This window comes from Caballeronia udeis (assembly GCF_044909315.1).
Classification (GTDB): domain Bacteria; phylum Pseudomonadota; class Gammaproteobacteria; order Burkholderiales; family Burkholderiaceae; genus Caballeronia; species Caballeronia udeis_A.
Map to the genome: position 1 here is coordinate 148,965 of NZ_JBIYEB010000003.1, position 16,349 is coordinate 165,313.

Below are 16,349 nucleotides of genomic sequence, written 5' to 3' on the forward strand. Positions count from 1 at the left end.
CAGCGCGTCGCCGGCCGTCTGATCAATGCATCGCAAACCTATCATGAACCGAACTTCAACCGTGCAAGCTGTTCAGCTTCGTTCGCCAGCAGCGTTGCGGCCTCGCGAATGGCGACTTCCAGCGTGATCGGCCCGGGCGCGGGAGAAAAACATCCGCTGAAATGCTCGGACAAACGCGGCAGCGCAGCGGGATCGATGGCGCCGGACAGCAACGACGCTTCCACGCCATGCGCACGAGCGTGCTGACACGCGATAAACGGGGCCTTGCCGTGCAGCGTCTGCACGTCCGAGCGTCCTTCACCCGTGATCAGCCAGTTCGCGCCGTCGAGCGCGGCATCGAGCCCCACTTCACGCGCGACCACCTCTGCGCCGGCCTCGAAACGCGCGCCGAGCATATGCAGCGCAAAACCCAGCCCGCCGGCCGCGCCGGCGCCGGGTTGATCTCGCCCGGCGCGTTGCAGCGCCGGTTCGAGCAGGTCGGCGAAATGGCCGAGCGCTGCATCGATTGTCGCGATCTGGTCGGGCGTGACGCCTTTTTGCGGCCCGAAAATAGCCGTTGCACCGTGCTCGCCGGTGAGCGGATTGTTCACGTCGGACATGCCCGTGAACTCGGCGTCACGCAGGCGCGGATCGAGCCCTGTCGCGTCAATCCGAGCGATCCGCGCAAGTTGCGACGGGACCGGGTCGAGCGCCTTACCGTCTGCGTCGAAGAGTTTCAAGCCCAGGCCCACCAGAAGTCCCGCGCCGCCGTCATTCGTGCTGCTGCCGCCCAGCGCCACATAGAATTTGCGCACACCGAGATCGAGCAGCGTGCGGATCGCTTCGCCCATGCCGAGCGTGCTGCGCTCGGCGACCGGCACGGCCATGCCGTCAGGGTCCGTGATTCCCACGACTTCAGCTGTTTCCACGATCGCGCTGCCATCCACCAGCAAACCCGTCGCGGCGTCGCGCCGTTCGGACGCGGCGCCCCGCACGTTGATCAGGCGCCGCTCGCCGCCCGCCGCGAGCATGGCGTCGAGCGTGCCTTCGCCGCCGTCGGCCATCGGCACGATGCGGATGACGGCGTCGGTGCGCGCCCGCCGGATACCGCTTGCAATTGCATCCGCGACCTGTTCCGCGCTGAGCGAACCCTTGAAGGAATCCGGGGCGATGACTACAACGGGGGAAGGATGCGACGAAGAAAAACCGGCAGGCTGGGTATTCGGCATGATGTCTCGAGTTATGAATTTGCTTGAAATCTAGCGACACGGCCCGAATTAATCAAACCTTATGCCTGTACGGCATGCGTTCGATGCGCGCAGGCAATGCAACGGCTGCGCGGAGTGGGAGGGGTGCTGCACTCAGGGCGGCATTGGGTTGGTATGGAGTTGGCATTGAATGGGCTTCGGGGCAGCTTCAAGGTGGCATTACGGTACCCCGGGGCCACAAAACACGCACCAAAACCGCGAAAATAGGCCGGATTTCGGGGTATTTGACAGCGGAGACTCTCATCCGCCACGACCCTTGCAAATAGTTTGGTAAAATGTTTGGCTCTGTTGACTCAAACCGGCGCGGACGGCTTCCTGTCACGGCTTGACTGGGCTCCGCCAATGAGCACCGGCTAGGCTGCTTGCAGTGTTCAGGAACCGCGAGACGCCGTGCGCCTATCGCGGTGCGAGATCGAAGCAGAATTGACCAGACACACGAACCCGAATACTCGATTTACTCTAGGACGATAGAAGCCATGGCTAACGTTGTTGAAAACCTCGGCAAGCTGGAACGCCGTGTGACGATTTCCCTGCCGAAAGATACGGTGCAAAAGGAAGTGGACTCGCGTATCCGTCAGCTGGCGAAAAACGTGCGCATGCCGGGTTTCCGCCCTGGCAAGGTGCCGCTCAAGATGGTGACACAGCAGTACCAGGGCCAGGTTGAAGCTGAAGTGCTGAGCGACAAGGTCGGCAAGGAATTCTTCGACGTCACGCGCACTGAAAACCTGCGTGTGGCAGGCCAGCCGAGCTTCGCGCCCAAGGGCGGCGAAGTAGCGGACGAAGCGGCCGATTACGCGTTCGACGCAACCTTCGAGGTATACCCCGAAGTCAAGATTGGCGACGTGGCAACGGCTGAAATCGAACGTACGGTCACGACCATCTCGGAAGCTGAAATCGACCGCACGCTGGAAATCCTGCGCAAGCAGCGCGTGCATTACCACGCACGTGGCGAAGGTGGCGAGCACGGTGACGGCGGCGCGGATACGGCGGCGAAAGACGGCGACCGCGTGACCATGGACTTCGTCGGCAAGCTCGATGGCGTGCTGTTCGAAGGCGGCAGCGCTGAAGACTTCACGTTCGTGCTGGGCGAAGGCCGCATGTTGCCGGAATTCGAAACGGCGGCGCTCGGCCTGAAGGTCGGCGAGTCGAAGGAATTCGACCTCAAGTTCCCGGACGACTACCACGGCAAGGACGTAGCCGGCAAAACGGCACAGTTCACCATCACGATGAAGAAGATCGAATGGGCACACCTGCCGGAAATCGATACCGATTTCGCGAAATCGCTGGGTGTGGAAGACGGCGACACGGCCAAGATGCGCGGCGAGATCAAGGACAACCTGGAGCGTGAAGCCAAGCGCCGCACGCAGCAGATCGTGAAGAACCAGGTCATGGACGCCTTGCTGAAGATCTCCGAACTCGACGTGCCGAAGGCGCTGATCGAGCAGGATCAGCAACGTCTGGTCGAAATGGCGCGTCAGGATCTGCAACAACGCGGTGTGCCGAACGCAGCGGACGCGCCCATCCCCGCAGAAATGTTCGCGGAACAAGCCGAGCGCCGCGTCAAGCTGGGTCTGGTTCTGGCCGAACTGGTCAAGGCTAACGACCTGCAGGCGAAGCCGGAACAGATCCGCGCGGAAGTGGACGAATTCGCGAAAAGCTACGAGGACCCGAAGGAAGTCGTCCGCTGGTATTATTCGAATCAGCAGCGCCTCGCCGAAATGGAAGCGTACGTTGTGGAAAGCAACGTCGTGGACTTCGTGCTCGGCAAGGCCCGAGTGAGCGACAAGGAAGTAAGCTTCGAAGAATTGGCCAGCGCGACGGCGCAAGCGTAAGCAGCGTCGACAAGGCGTGCAGGGCCGTCGAGGTGACGGGCCGGCACGCCTTTTTTGCATTTCGGTTGTGTCGCCGGTTCTGGTTGCCAAGTTGTGCCGTTTTTCGGATGTTCCTTTGTCGTTCAGTATCCCTATTCCCAACAAGGAAATTGCATGACCTTCCGCGCTCAATTACTGGAAACGCTCGCGTCGAACGCTCCGCATGATTTCGAAACCAAGGCGCTCGGTCTGGTGCCCATGGTGGTGGAAACGAGCGGCCGCGGCGAACGTGCCTATGACATCTATTCGCGTCTGTTGAAAGAGCGCCTGGTGTTCCTGGTTGGCGAAGTGAACGACCAGACGGCCAATCTGGTGGTCGCGCAGTTGCTGTTTCTCGAAAGCGAAAACCCCGACAAGGACATCAGCCTGTACATCAACAGCCCGGGTGGGTCCGTGTCGGCCGGCATGGCGATTTACGACACCATGCAGTTCGTGAAGCCGGATGTCGCCACGCTGTGCATGGGACTGGCTGCGAGCATGGGCGCGTTCCTGCTGGCGGCGGGCGCCAAGGGCAAGCGCGTAGCGCTGCCCAACTCGCGCGTGATGATTCACCAGCCGCTCGGCGGCGCGCGCGGGCAGGCATCGGACATCGAAATTCAGGCGCGGGAAATTCTGTACCTGAAGGAACGTCTGAACCAGTTGCTGTCGCACCATACGGGGCAGCCGGTGGAACGTCTCGCACGCGACACCGACCGCGATAATTTCATGTCCGGCGATGACGCGCAGGCGTACGGTATCGTCGATCAGGTTCTTCACAAGCGCCCCTGACCGGGCGTCGCGCCGGTCGTTGGGGAATAACGGGCCGGCCGTTCCGTTTTGTCCATACGGACGTTGCGGTTTTGGACCAGACGGCCAACGGCGGCGCGGAGAATCCGAGCCGCACGTGAGGCTGGAGCCAACGCGGAAAACGGCGTTAAAGCACACGCCACACACGCTTTCAACCTGCGCACATGCCATTTCTGCGTAGGTGAATTGAGCGGCGTATTATGTAATCGAGTGTCCGGAGGCTCGCACATCCATGGCGGACAAAAAAGGTTCTAACAGCGAAAAGCTGTTGTATTGCTCGTTCTGCGGCAAGAGCCAGCACGAGGTCAAGAAGCTCATAGCAGGTCCTTCTGTGTTCATCTGTGATGAATGCATCGACCTGTGCAACGAAATCATCCGCGACGAAGCTGCCGGCGCGGCGGAAGAGGCTGGCCTGACGAAGTCGGATCTGCCAAGCCCGCAAGAGATCAGCGAGATCCTGAACCAGTACGTGATTGGTCAGGAACGCGCAAAGCGGATCCTTGCAGTGGCGGTGTATAACCACTACAAGCGCCTCAAGCATCTCGAGAAGAAAGACGACATCGAGTTGTCGAAGAGCAACATCCTGCTGATCGGACCCACGGGTTCGGGCAAGACCTTGCTCGCACAAACGCTCGCGCGCATGTTGAACGTCCCGTTCGTGATTGCAGACGCAACCACGCTGACGGAAGCCGGTTATGTAGGCGAAGACGTTGAAAACATTATTCAGAAGCTGCTGCAGAACTGTAACTATGAAGTCGACAAGGCCCAGCGCGGCATTGTCTACATCGACGAAATCGACAAGATCAGCCGCAAGTCGGATAACCCGTCCATCACGCGCGACGTGTCGGGCGAGGGCGTTCAGCAAGCGCTGCTGAAACTGGTCGAAGGCACGATGGCTTCGGTGCCCCCGCAAGGCGGCCGCAAGCACCCGAACCAGGACTTCATCCAGGTCGACACCACCAATATCCTGTTCATTTGCGGTGGCGCGTTCGACGGTCTCGAGAAGGTCATCATCGACCGGACGGAAAAGACGGGTATTGGTTTTGGCGCAAGCGTGAAGAGTAAAGTTGATCGCGACGCGGGCGAAGTGCTGCGCGAAGTGGAGCCGGAAGATTTGATCAAGTTTGGTCTGATCCCCGAGCTGATCGGCCGTCTGCCCGTGGTGGCGACGCTCGGCAAGCTGGATGAAGACGCGCTGATCAAGATCCTGACCGAGCCGAAGAATGCGCTGGTGAAGCAGTATCACAAGCTGTTCAACATGGAACGCGTGGACCTGGAGATTCGTCCGGGCGCGTTGAAGGCCATTGCGTTGAAGGCTATCCGCCGCAAGACCGGTGCGCGTGGTTTGCGGTCCATTCTGGAGCAGGCGTTGCTGGACGTGATGTACGAGTTGCCCGCAATGAAAGGTGTGAGCAAGGTCATCGTGGACGACAACACGATTGATGGCGATGGCAAGCCGCTCTTGATCTACGAAGACACGCCGAAGGTAGCAGGTTCTAACTGAGTTGGGCTGTGTGTCGGCGAAAAGCCGTTCATGGCAACGTGAACGGCTTTTTGTTTATTTTTCGGATATCTTGTGGATGTTACTGACACGTTACTGAGGCGAATTTTTTCGATTCATTGATCTTTTCCCACACGCTTAAGGCTTGCAATCCATTTTGACGGCCTTATTTACGACTGAACTGATTCCACTACTGGGGAAATGAAAATGTCAGGAACCCAACTCCTCCCGCAGGAACGTATTACTCTCCCGCTGCTTCCGCTGCGTGACGTAGTCGTTTTCCCGCACATGGTGATTCCGCTTTTTGTCGGACGACCCAAATCGATCAAGGCACTCGAAGCCGCGATGGAAGGTGGCAAGCACATCATGCTTGTCGCCCAGAAGACCGCTGCGAAAGACGAGCCGACCGAAAAAGACATGTACGAAGTGGGATGTATCGCAAACATCCTGCAAATGCTGAAGCTGCCGGACGGTACCGTGAAGGTGCTGGTCGAAGGCTTGCAGCGTGCCAAGACGCTCACGATCGAAGAACAGGAAACACAGTTTTCCTGCGACGTGATGCCGCTCGAGCCCGACCACGCCGACAGCGCTGAAACTGAAGCGCTGCGCCGCGCGATTGTGTCGCAGTTCGATCAGTACGTGAAACTCAACAAGAAGATCCCTCCCGAGATCCTGACGTCGCTGTCGGGTATCGACGAAGCGGGTCGCCTGGCTGACACCATCGCCGCGCATTTGCCGCTGAAGCTCGACCAGAAGCAACACATTCTCGAGATGTTCCCGGTTGTGGAACGCCTTGAGCATCTGCTTGCCCAGCTCGAAGCCGAGATCGACATTCTTCAGGTCGAAAAGCGCATTCGTGGACGCGTGAAGCGTCAGATGGAAAAGAGCCAGCGCGAGTATTACCTGAACGAACAGGTCAAGGCGATCCAGAAGGAACTGGGCGAAGGCGAGGAAGGTGCGGATCTCGAGGAACTCGAGAAGCGCATCACCAACGCGCGCATGCCGAAGGAAGCCAAGAAGAAGGCGGATGCCGAGCTCAAGAAGCTCAAGCTCATGTCGCCCATGTCGGCTGAAGCCACCGTCGTGCGCAATTACATCGACACGCTGATCGGCTTGCCGTGGCGCAAGAAGAGCAAGGTCAACAATGACCTCTCGAATGCGGAGCGCGTGCTCGACGAAGATCACTTCGGCCTTGAGAAGGTCAAGGAACGGATCCTCGAGTATCTTGCGGTCCAACAGCGCGTTGAAAAGGTCAAGGCGCCTATCCTGTGCCTCGTCGGGCCTCCGGGCGTCGGCAAGACCTCGCTGGGCCAGTCGATCGCCCGCGCAACGAACCGCAAGTTCGTGCGCATGGCGCTTGGCGGCGTGCATGACGAGTCCGAGATTCGCGGTCACCGCCGCACGTATATCGGGTCGATGCCCGGCAAAATCCTGCAAAGCCTGGCGAAGGTCGGCGTGCGCAATCCGCTTTTCCTGCTCGACGAAGTCGACAAGATGGGCATGGATTTCCGCGGTGACCCGGCGTCCGCGTTGCTTGAAGTACTCGATCCGGAACAGAACCATACGTTTGCCGATCACTACATCGAAGTGGACTTCGACTTGTCGGACGTGATGTTCGTGGCGACGTCGAACTCGCTGAACATTCCGCCGCCGTTGCTCGACCGGATGGAAGTGATTCGTCTCTCGGGTTACACCGAGGACGAGAAGGTCAACATCGCGCAGAAGTACCTGTTGCCGAAGCAGACTCGCAACAACGGCCTGAAGGCTGGCGAGATGGATCTCACGGAAGAAGCGATCCGCGACATCATTCGCTACTACACGCGTGAAGCCGGCGTTCGTTCGCTTGAGCGCGAAATGTCGAAGATTTGCCGCAAGGTCGTGAAGATGCTTCTGCTGAAGAAGGCAGAAGGCGCGGTCAAGGTCGACGGCAGCAATCTCGACACGTTCCTCGGCGTGCGCAAGACCGACTTCGGTCTGGCAGCGAAGGAGAACCAGGTCGGCCAGGTGACGGGTCTCGCGTGGACGGAAGTGGGCGGCGATCTGCTGACCATCGAAGCCGCCGTGATGCCGGGTAAGGGCAACATCATCCGCACGGGTTCGCTCGGCGACGTGATGAAGGAGTCGGTCGAGGCAGCGCGTTCAGTGGTGCGTTCGCGTTCGCGTCGTCTGGGTGTGTCGGATGAGGCGTTCGAGAAAAAGGACATCCACATCCACGTGCCCGAAGGCGCAACGCCGAAGGACGGTCCGTCCGCCGGTATCGCCATGACCACAGCGCTGGTGTCTGTGCTGACCGGTATTCCGGTTCGTGCCGATGTGGCCATGACTGGCGAAATCACGTTGCGTGGCGAAGTGCTGCCTATCGGCGGATTGAAGGAGAAGTTGCTGGCGGCGCATCGCGGCGGCATCAAGCTCGTGCTGATCCCTGAAGAAAACACGAAGGATCTGGCCGAGATTCCAGACAACGTGAAGAACTCGATCGAAATCGTTCCGGTTCGCTGGATCGACAAGGTTCTCGAGCTTGCGCTCGAACGTGTTCCCGCTGCCTTGCCGGAAGAAGAAGCCAAGCCGGCAACGCCTGCCGTTGCGGAAAAGAAGGACGCGCCGGCAGCCGGTGAGTTCGTGAAGCATTAAACGCCCGTCGAGGCGCAGCCGGAAGCGGTTGCACCGAAGTCGAGCGAACCCAAAAACCCGCGTGGTCAGTGTGAACTGACCACGCGGGTTTTTTATTGGTGCGCCCATAACCACGCGCTTTAATGCCTCAGAGGCCCTCTAATCAGGCTCAATCCCGGTTGACACCTGTGTTTCGGCTACTTCTAATGACCGCCGCACCAGGGGCTTCCGAGGCCCGTGCTCAAGCAGCCTGTCGTGAACTTACTCTTGCAGTATCGCCCATCCACAAACCATCATTCGGGGGATCACAATGAACAAGACTGACCTGATCGACCATATTGCGCAGCAAGCAGATATCTCCAAAGCGGCGGCTGGTCGCGCGCTCGAAGCCGTGATCGGCGGGGTCAAGACGACCCTGAAGAAGGGCGGCTCGGTGACGCTGGTAGGCTTCGGTACATTTGCCGTGGGCAAGCGGACGGCGCGTATCGGCCGCAACCCCCGCACCGGCGACGAAATCAAGATCAAAGCCGCGAAAGTTCCGAAGTTTCGCCCTGGCAAAGCGCTGAAAGATGCGCTAAACTAGCGGACTCGCTGGATGCGGAACGGTTTCAGGCGGTTTCGAATCTGGCGGAGCGGATCACGCACTTCGCAGCATGGTGAAGATCGCTTGAGAAACTCGCAGCAAAATATATTCGCGAAGCGGGTGATTAGCTCAGTTGGTAGAGCGGCGCCCTTACAAGGCGTAGGTCGGCGGTTCGAGCCCGTCATCACCCACCAGACCGTTTCGCAAACAATGTCCCAATTGTTCCGGTGACGTCCGGAACAATTCTCTGAAACCCGCACAGCTATTGGCTCTGCGGGCTTTTTATTGTCCGGAAAATGTTCCCGGAAATCCCTCGTGGTCCCTTCGGATCCGGATTTTAAGCGTTGTATTTTTCGCTGTACTTTGGTATTTCACGAGAGTTCACGAACGGTATACAACGATGCGAAGACCGCACTTCATCAACTTACCCGGCTAGAGCGTGTGAACGCCAAGGCCGCCACGAGACCTTGCACGCTCGTCGACGGAGGGCGGCTTGGCATGTTGGTTAAACCCGGCGGCGCCAAGCTTTGGCGGTGGAACTACGATTTCGCCGGCAAAACCGAAACCATGGCGCTTGGTGGATGGCCGAAGGTCAGTGAGAAGGAGGCAAGAGCAGCGCACGCTGCCGGACGACAGTTGCCGAGGCTAGGCGTTGACCCGATGCAGCGCCGGTAGCAGACAAAAGCCCAGGCACGATTCAACGTCAACTCAACGCTTGAATCGGTTGCGAAGGTGTGGATCACAGAGCAAGAGCCGCATTGGTCCGTGAACTATCTCGACAAGATCGAGCGCCGGCTTGCCAAGATGGCGCAAGACCGGGCCGACTATCTTGATTGCCTTGCCGTGGTACTGAATGAGGACAGCCTGGTAGATGCCGAGAGGGTTGGCACACCGAGTGTTGTCGTGATGAATCAAGGAACGTCGGAATCGACTCTAATTTGATCGAACGACACTTGGTTTTATAGTTAGATATACATAGTAATGCACGGCCGTCTTTGGAAGACTGCATCGACGTTTTTGAAAAGAGAGCTGTTCGACGGAAGTGGAAGCAAACTGCCTCAGAATGAGTGGGCATCTACATAAAAATGCAGCGGCATGGCAGAAAACAAAATGCTGTTGCGCGCGGCTGAGCCTGACGACGCACGGAATATCGTGGTCGCAGCACTCCTGAGCCGTTTGAAGCCGAGCATCGCGTTTATTCTGGACTTGATGTTTCGACGGCCCTGTTCGATCAGGTTGTTGATCTGGAACCCGCCTTCGTGTGGTGAGCAGAGCTTTACCGCCACGCACAGTTGTCGAACCACGAAGGCTTCAGATCGCTCGACATGGCACAGTAATTCGACAATGCGATCACAACGATGCGCCGTCCGGTCCGCATCGATGGGCAGAGTGCTGTCAAGTTGCATGACCCGTCGGATAAGCTGGCGCGATGAAGAAATCGAAATCGCAGCCGGAACCGCAACCGGAACCGGCGTGAGGCGATGCCCCTGCAATCCGTCTCGTCTCGGAGCGATACCCGCATGATGCTGGACGATGTGCCCGCGAGAAATTAAAGTTTTTCCAGAAGAGACCGTATACAGGTGAAGCGCTGGAATCGCAACTTCAAGCATGGGTGAACGACTGTCCGGATCAAGCCAGGGAGCGGGATAGTGGTGAAATCGAAAATGGGGCCGTTTGGATTGCCTGTTTCGACAGCGGCGGTGCATCGCTCAGGGCTGCGCTTCGCTGCGGGAATATATCGCGTCCGGATATTTGGAGTAACAGCGGGGTTGGCGGGCACCGTTCCAATCGTGTTGTCCGATCGCGCGATAACTTTGGTATTGGTCGCATTCGCTACGGGTTTGTTGGCTTGGCCGCATGTTGCCTACGCAATCGTCCGGCGCTCGAGGCATCCCGTCAGCGCCGAGCGCCGTAACCTTTTCATGGATTCAGTGCTCGCCGGCGTTGTCGTCGCTTTGCTGAACTTTCGGCTTGTTCCTTCGACGATCGTTCTCTTATCTGTTGCAATGAACAGCATCGCCGTAGGCGGCATTCGGCCGATTCTCTTCTGTTGTATCGCGAACGCTTTAGGCGCGCTGGTCGGTGTGGGTTTATTCGGTGCCCATTTCACCAACATTAACGAACCCTGGTCGACCCTGGTGATGCTCCCGATGATGGTGATTTACCCGCTGCTCATCGCCAAGTTTGCCTACGTTGCATCCGAACGCCTTGCCGAGAAAACCCGCCAGTTGAAGTTTCTGTCGGAGACTGATGCGCTGACCGGATTATCAAATAGAACTACGTTTATCTCACGCCTGGATCGTTTGCTGCGGGCCTGTCATGGGGAGACAACCATCGTCGGCGTGATTTTTGTCGACCTGGATAATTTTAAAACGATCAATGATTCGCTGGGTCACAAGGCAGGCGACCGCGTCCTTGCCCGTCTATCGGGCCGGCTGATGCAGATTTCGGAGCAGGGCGGATTGATTTGCCGGTATGGCGGTGACGAATTCGTCGCGGCTGTCCAGGTTGAGTCAATCAAGGACCTCTCGATCATTGCGGCCAAGATCATTCGCGATATGTCGCGCGACGTGTCGATTGACGGAACGCGGCTCAAGCTTGGTGCGAGCGTTGGTATCAGTGTGTTTCCCGAGCACGCGGCAGACGCTGCATCGCTGATCAGCCGTGCCGATGCCGCCATGTATCGGGCGAAACATCGCGGAAAAGGCAGCGCCACCTTTTACGACGAGCAAATGGCGCATGCGTCCGCAATAAAGTATCGGATCGCCCGCCGCTTGCGCGCCGCGATCCAGAAGGACCTGAAGGTGCACTATCAACCTCAGGTGGATATGGTGAGCGGAAGACTCATTGGTGTCGAGGCTCTTGCACGATGGCATGACACAGAGCTTGGACAGGTTCCGCCCGGCCTGTTCATTCCGATAGCGGAAGAGATGGGCTTGATCAGCGAGCTTGGCATGGCCGTGATGCGCACGGCGTGCGCGGACGTGGCACGTTGGCGCACGATGCACGACACGAGCGTGCACATGTCGATCAACGTCTCCGCACTCCAGTTGCGCCGCCCCGAATTCCTCCAGGAGATGCGCGAGGTGATTGCGCAGTTCGAGATCGAGCCTTCTCAGTTGGAGCTGGAAGTGACTGAGAGTGCATTACTGGATAACGTGGGCGAAGCGCGTGCCACATTTGAAAGACTGTCGCAGCTTGGCGTGCGTGTTGCAGTCGATGACTTTGGAACAGGCTATTCAAATCTGTCTTACTTGCATGCGCTCAAGATTGACCGGATCAAGATCGATCAATCATTCATCAAGGAGCTCTTCATTACCACGACCGGCCAGTCCATTGTCAGCGCGGTGATTGCAATGGCGACTGCGATGACGCTCGACATTGTTGCGGAAGGTGTCGAGACGTGGGCTCAGGCACGCTGGCTCGTCGCGCATGGCTGCGTGATCGGGCAGGGCTACCGCTTCAGCTACCCACTCGCGCCGGAAGAGTTCGAACGCTGGCTGATTACGATGCCGCTGGGCTTGAGCTTGTCCACGGCCGAGTGCAGTTCGGACTCTTGAATTCCAGATCGCTGTGTTACGGTCACCCCGTTTCCGGGTATCAGTTGAGGGTTCGCGTTGACATGCGTCTGTCAAATTACCGCGTGCCGCCGACCCAGCGCGGCGAGCAATTGCGGCCACTCGTCAACGTGCGTGTTGTCGTGTAGCTCTTCAAGTTCCATCAGTAGTTTTACGATGTGTTCATTGTAGATATCGACACCTGACGCAAGCAGCGCCCGCAGCAGCGCACCATCGCGTGAGTTTTGATAGTAGGCGATGCCGACGCCCTCGATATCGGAGCAATACAGGTCGTCACGAATGAGCGAGCCGATCGCGCACTTGCGTCCGTCGTCGCCGCGCAGCCGGCAGGATCCGTTCTCGTCTTCGGAGACCGCGCGCTGCGTGAGCAGATGGCCTCTCACATGCTCATAGACTTCCCTGGCGCTCAGCATGGACGTAGTTCAGGCAGCTTGTTCGAGAAGATCGGCGCAAAGACCGAACTGGTCTGCAATGGGTCCCAGGCGATCGCGCCATTCCCATCGGTCTTTAGCACGGCGGACATGTTGAAGACAAACGAGCAACTCGATGGTCGACGGGTTGTACACGTTGATCCGGGACCGTAGCAGCGCTCGCCTGAGCGCGGTAAGGCCTGCATGCATATGAGGGGGCGCGAGATCCGCGGCCACGCCGAGGAAGAGAACCGCGACGCCTTGCATGGAGGGTAGGTAGTCAAGCGGGTCGATGAGATTTCCGATCGGGCATCCGCCGCAATATGCAGGGAAGTTGCCCCTTTCGCGCGGGCTTTTCCCCGCATCACCTTGGGCGAAAATTTGACGCGCGGCTTTATCAAAAATTTCCTGATGAGTGAAAAAGCTCTGCGTTGTCATGATCGTAGTCCCTGGCTGGCGCAAGTGAATATCCGGTGTCCCTGATATTCATCCGGTCTTTGCCGCTCGAAAAAAATCGAAACGAGAATGGGCGCCCCCACGCCGATGTGACGCCGGACTCGCCGGCGTGGCGAGCGTTCGCTCACGCTGCCACATCGGTCGCCCACCGGCGCCACTGACGGTCCTGATATTTCGATTCAGCGTTGACCAGCAGGGCTCTTGCCTGCGAGGCACAGGCGACATTCCAGACCGTGCCAGTCCATCGCGCGAAGTACCTGGTTGCACTTCCGTGTATGTCTTTTACCGGATATACACCGGGGCGCGGGGGTTTCACCGTACCGTCCATCCATTCGAAATTCATTTCACTCGACTCTCCAAGACCGCATCAATGACGAGCTGCGGACGTGTTGCATGGCGCATCCAGTGCGGCAGACACATTTTTCTCTGCTGCCCGGCCCGGCGATTAGAGCCCGTGTACTAACGCCGATGTATCAATCCTAGACGTGGAAGACCAGGTTGTTGAGTCGGTACACGCTGAAACTTCCCTCGGAATAGCCGCTTTGGAACTATCAGGAAATCCCTACATCAGTCCGAGAGGTGACATTCGTGCGACCACGGACATCAGGTGCACGAGGAGGAATGCCCGGTTGTCCGGAAACATGATCGGAGCCGACGATCACCGACGATTTTCGCGATCCACAAAACTTTGCTATGTTCGCGGAATGGAGCGAATCAACGAGATCTGAGAAAGTGGGCGAGCAAGAATCAGCGATCTGTCGGTTCGGTGAAAATCAAGATACGAACACGGTGGTGGTGCACGGTCAGGATCGTAAGTTCGATCTGTAGGCGCGTGATACTGTGGAAACAGAGCTCCTCGGCCTGATGGGACATCTCGCCAGGCAAATTGGATCGTGACGAGTACGAGGGCTTCGTCAAGGCTACGTTATGTAGACCATTTCGTTTTTTTGGGGCGAAGAGCGTTTGCGGAAAGGGCACTTCGGACGACCATGGGCCAATCAAGCCCGGCCGCCGGATGCACTCTTCCGTGTTTCTTTTCGCCAGGCGTCGACAACCCAGAAAGGATTTGCACGATGGCCAAGGTCTCTGCAGGGGTGGGTCCACAATTCCCGCAAGTTGTCATTCTGTTCGGCGCCACGGGCGATCTGGCGCGACGCAAGCTCCTGCCAGGCTTGTTTCATCTCTCGAGTGCAGGATTCATTCCGGGCTGCAGGATCATTGCCGTCGCACTCGACGATATTCACGTTGACGACTTCCGTCGCTCGGCGCGAGAAGCGCTCGACGAGTTTTCGTCTCGCAAGGTCGCACAGCCGGAGTGGGACACTTTCGCCGCCAATCTCGACTATCTGCCGCTGACAGCAGGCGCGGAGGCGCTGAAGGCTGCGGTGCTGAACGCCGAACTGAGCTTCAATGGCGAGTGCCGGCGGCTGCATTACCTGAGCGTTCCGCCTAACGCCGCGCTCTCGGCAGTCGGCATGCTCAAGGAAGCGGGGCTCGTGGAACGTTCACGGATCATCATGGAAAAGCCGTTTGGAACGGATCTGGCGAGTTCTGTTTCGTTGAATGCCCGGTTGCACGAAGTCTTCGAAGAAGAGCAGATCTTCCGGATCGATCATTTTCTGGGGAAGGAGCCCGCCCAGAACATTCTCGCTTTCCGCTTCGCGAACGGTCTGTTCGAGCCGATCTGGAACCGCAACTTCATCGACCACGTGCAGATCGACGTGCCTGAAACGCTGGGCCTCGGCAAGCGCGCGGGTTTCTATGAACAAACAGGCGCATTTCGCGACATGGTCGTCACGCACCTGTTTCAGATTCTCGCGTTCATGGCGATGGAGCCACCAACGTCGCTGGAACCGTCGCCCATTAGCGAGGAGAAGAACAAGGTCTTCCGTAGCATGCTGCCGATACAGCCAACCGACGTCGTCCGGGGGCAGTACACCGGTTATCGATCCGAGGATGGAGTCAGTCCGGAATCGGAAACGGAAACATTCATCGCACTGAAATGTTCGATCGATAACTGGCGCTGGGCCGGCGTTCCATTCTATCTGCGCACAGGAAAGCGGCTTGCCGAGGGGCAACGGATCATCTCCATCGCATTTCGCGAGCCGCCGAAGAGCATGTTCCCGGCTGGATCAGGCGTCGGTTCGCAAGGACCGGACCATTTGACGTTCGACCTGGCGGACGCCTCGAAAATGTCGCTTTCGTTTTATGGCAAACGTCCGGGTCCCGGGATGCGGCTGGACAAACTAAGCCTGCAGTTCGCCATGCGCGATACCGGCCTGATTGGCGAAGTACTGGAAGCCTATGAGCGATTGATCCTCGATGCCATGCGGGGCGACCGCACGCTTTTCACCACCGCTGAGGGTATCGAGCGGCTGTGGGAAGTATCGACGGCCTTGCTCGAATCGCCTCCTCCCGTTCGCTTCTACGCGCCGGGCTCGTGGGGGCCAAATGCCATCCATCAACTCGTTGCGCCCCGGGCGTGGCGGCTTCCGTTCGAGCGAGCGTGGCGGGATCCAAACGCGTTGGGCAGTTGACTCGATTCGGTGTTGGAGATAACTCGTACTGTTCTTGCACCAAGGGCGCACTGAAGCTGAAGGTTCACCAGACAACGCGCTGAACTGCCCACGTAGCGAACGCCTCAAGCAAGTGGGTGAACGCAACTGTGTTGGTAAGAGCAAAGGCACTGTACATGTCCAGCGAAGGGCCTCGCCTTCAGAATGGTCGGCAGACCTATTGAGCCTGGAGTCAGGTTGACTCACGGTGGAGGCGCCACTAATAGGCGATGGCGTACCTGTCGATGCGGCTTGATAGTTATCTGACGAAGCTCGTCGCCCATCGCCAACTCCACGAGAACGACGTCGTGACCATGACTATCGCTGGATACGAAATTTCGACTGATGCAGCGCGCCTCGACCACGAAATGATTTTCAGGTTTCTGTCGGAAGATTCGTATTGGGCCGGTGGCATACCTCGAGAGGTCGTCGAAAAGTCGATTGCCAATTCACTATGCTTCGGCGTCTATCATGCAGCGGCGCAGGTCGGCTTGGCTCGCGTCGTCACTGACAGGGCTACGTTTGCACTCGTCGCCGATGTGTTCATTTTGGCGGCGCACCGGGGCAAGGGTTTGTCGAAATGGCTGATGCGCGAAGTGATGCAACACCCGGATCTTTCAGGCCTGCGTCGTCTTCTGCTGCTGACATCGGACGCGCATTCGCTCTATGCGCAGTTCGGCTTCACCGAACTCGGGAACGCATGGCGTTTCATGGAGGTGTTGCGACCGGACGTCTACAAGCCATCTTGACGC

14 protein-coding genes, 1 tRNA gene and 3 pseudogenes are annotated in these 16,349 nt (G+C 58.2%); 13 read left to right on the forward strand and 5 right to left on the reverse strand.

The features are described from left to right. Positions 1 to 41 precede the first annotated feature (41 nt). Complete coding sequence (locus ABH944_RS05825; RefSeq protein WP_404605185.1) at positions 42 to 1,208, reverse strand: glycerate kinase; 1,167 nt, start codon at positions 1,206 to 1,208, stop codon at positions 42 to 44. 515 nt (positions 1,209 to 1,723) lie between these two features. On the opposite strand from ABH944_RS05825, the gene tig reads away from it, so the two are divergent. The 8 genes from tig (at position 1,724) to ABH944_RS05865 (ending at position 9,540) form a co-directional block, all read left to right on the forward strand. Further along, positions 1,724 to 3,079 (forward strand): trigger factor, encoded by a 1,356-nt coding sequence (tig, locus tag ABH944_RS05830; protein ID WP_404605183.1) that lies wholly within the window; start codon positions 1,724 to 1,726, stop codon positions 3,077 to 3,079. Between the two features lie 153 nt (positions 3,080 to 3,232). Next, positions 3,233 to 3,886, forward strand: a complete 654-nt coding sequence (gene clpP / locus ABH944_RS05835) for an ATP-dependent Clp endopeptidase proteolytic subunit ClpP (RefSeq protein WP_062092991.1) — start codon at positions 3,233 to 3,235, stop codon at positions 3,884 to 3,886. Positions 3,887 to 4,136: 250 nt separating this feature from the next. Next, entirely contained in the window at positions 4,137 to 5,408 is a 1,272-nt protein-coding gene (clpX, locus tag ABH944_RS05840; RefSeq protein ID WP_031359732.1) for an ATP-dependent Clp protease ATP-binding subunit ClpX, read from the forward strand. A 204-nt stretch (positions 5,409 to 5,612) separates the two neighbouring features. After that, complete coding sequence (gene lon / locus ABH944_RS05845) at positions 5,613 to 8,036, forward strand: endopeptidase La (protein WP_404605182.1); 2,424 nt, start codon at positions 5,613 to 5,615, stop codon at positions 8,034 to 8,036. Between the two features lie 283 nt (positions 8,037 to 8,319). Beyond that, positions 8,320 to 8,598 (forward strand): HU family DNA-binding protein, encoded by a 279-nt coding sequence (locus tag ABH944_RS05850; RefSeq protein WP_255540614.1) that lies wholly within the window; start codon positions 8,320 to 8,322, stop codon positions 8,596 to 8,598. Positions 8,599 to 8,716: 118 nt separating this feature from the next. Continuing rightward, positions 8,717 to 8,792, forward strand: a tRNA-Val gene (locus ABH944_RS05855). Between the two features lie 247 nt (positions 8,793 to 9,039). Beyond that, positions 9,040 to 9,273, forward strand: a complete 234-nt coding sequence (locus ABH944_RS05860) for an Arm DNA-binding domain-containing protein (RefSeq protein WP_404659328.1) — start codon at positions 9,040 to 9,042, stop codon at positions 9,271 to 9,273. A 90-nt stretch (positions 9,274 to 9,363) separates the two neighbouring features. Continuing rightward, entirely contained in the window at positions 9,364 to 9,540 is a 177-nt protein-coding gene (locus ABH944_RS05865) for a hypothetical protein (RefSeq protein ID WP_404605178.1), read from the forward strand. A 206-nt stretch (positions 9,541 to 9,746) separates the two neighbouring features. Here the strand turns inward: ABH944_RS05865 and ABH944_RS44630 are convergent. After that, positions 9,747 to 9,842, reverse strand: a pseudogene (locus ABH944_RS44630) (IS6 family transposase); the annotation flags it as partial. Positions 9,843 to 10,262: 420 nt separating this feature from the next. On the opposite strand from ABH944_RS44630, the pseudogene ABH944_RS05875 reads away from it, so the two are divergent. Further along, positions 10,263 to 10,583, forward strand: a pseudogene (locus ABH944_RS05875) (MASE2 domain-containing protein); the annotation flags it as partial. A 21-nt stretch (positions 10,584 to 10,604) separates the two neighbouring features. Next, on the forward strand, positions 10,605 to 12,158 hold the full coding sequence (locus tag ABH944_RS05880; protein ID WP_404605371.1) for a putative bifunctional diguanylate cyclase/phosphodiesterase: 1,554 nt from the start codon (positions 10,605 to 10,607) through the stop codon (positions 12,156 to 12,158). Positions 12,159 to 12,229: 71 nt separating this feature from the next. Here ABH944_RS05880 and ABH944_RS05885 read toward each other — a convergent pair whose 3' ends face one another. The 3 genes from ABH944_RS05885 to ABH944_RS05895 all read right to left on the reverse strand — a co-directional run bounded on the left by ABH944_RS05885 (position 12,230) and on the right by ABH944_RS05895 (position 13,385). Then, positions 12,230 to 12,589 (reverse strand): hypothetical protein, encoded by a 360-nt coding sequence (locus ABH944_RS05885; RefSeq protein WP_404605175.1) that lies wholly within the window; start codon positions 12,587 to 12,589, stop codon positions 12,230 to 12,232. Between the two features lie 9 nt (positions 12,590 to 12,598). Continuing rightward, a complete protein-coding gene (locus tag ABH944_RS05890) occupies positions 12,599 to 13,024 on the reverse strand; it encodes a hypothetical protein (RefSeq protein ID WP_404605173.1) in 426 nt (141 codons plus the stop codon). A 142-nt stretch (positions 13,025 to 13,166) separates the two neighbouring features. Next, a complete protein-coding gene (locus tag ABH944_RS05895; protein WP_404605172.1) occupies positions 13,167 to 13,385 on the reverse strand; it encodes a hypothetical protein in 219 nt (72 codons plus the stop codon). Between the two features lie 730 nt (positions 13,386 to 14,115). Between ABH944_RS05895 and zwf the strand changes: the two genes are divergently transcribed. From zwf to ABH944_RS05910, 3 genes and pseudogenes are all read left to right on the forward strand, one after another. Next, positions 14,116 to 15,579, forward strand: a complete 1,464-nt coding sequence (gene zwf, locus ABH944_RS05900; protein WP_404605170.1) for a glucose-6-phosphate dehydrogenase — start codon at positions 14,116 to 14,118, stop codon at positions 15,577 to 15,579. Between the two features lie 25 nt (positions 15,580 to 15,604). Next, positions 15,605 to 15,691: pseudogene (locus tag ABH944_RS05905) on the forward strand (histidine/lysine/arginine/ornithine ABC transporter ATP-binding protein); the annotation flags it as partial. 136 nt (positions 15,692 to 15,827) lie between these two features. After that, positions 15,828 to 16,346, forward strand: a complete 519-nt coding sequence (locus tag ABH944_RS05910; RefSeq protein ID WP_404605168.1) for a GNAT family N-acetyltransferase — start codon at positions 15,828 to 15,830, stop codon at positions 16,344 to 16,346. Positions 16,347 to 16,349 lie beyond the last annotated feature (3 nt).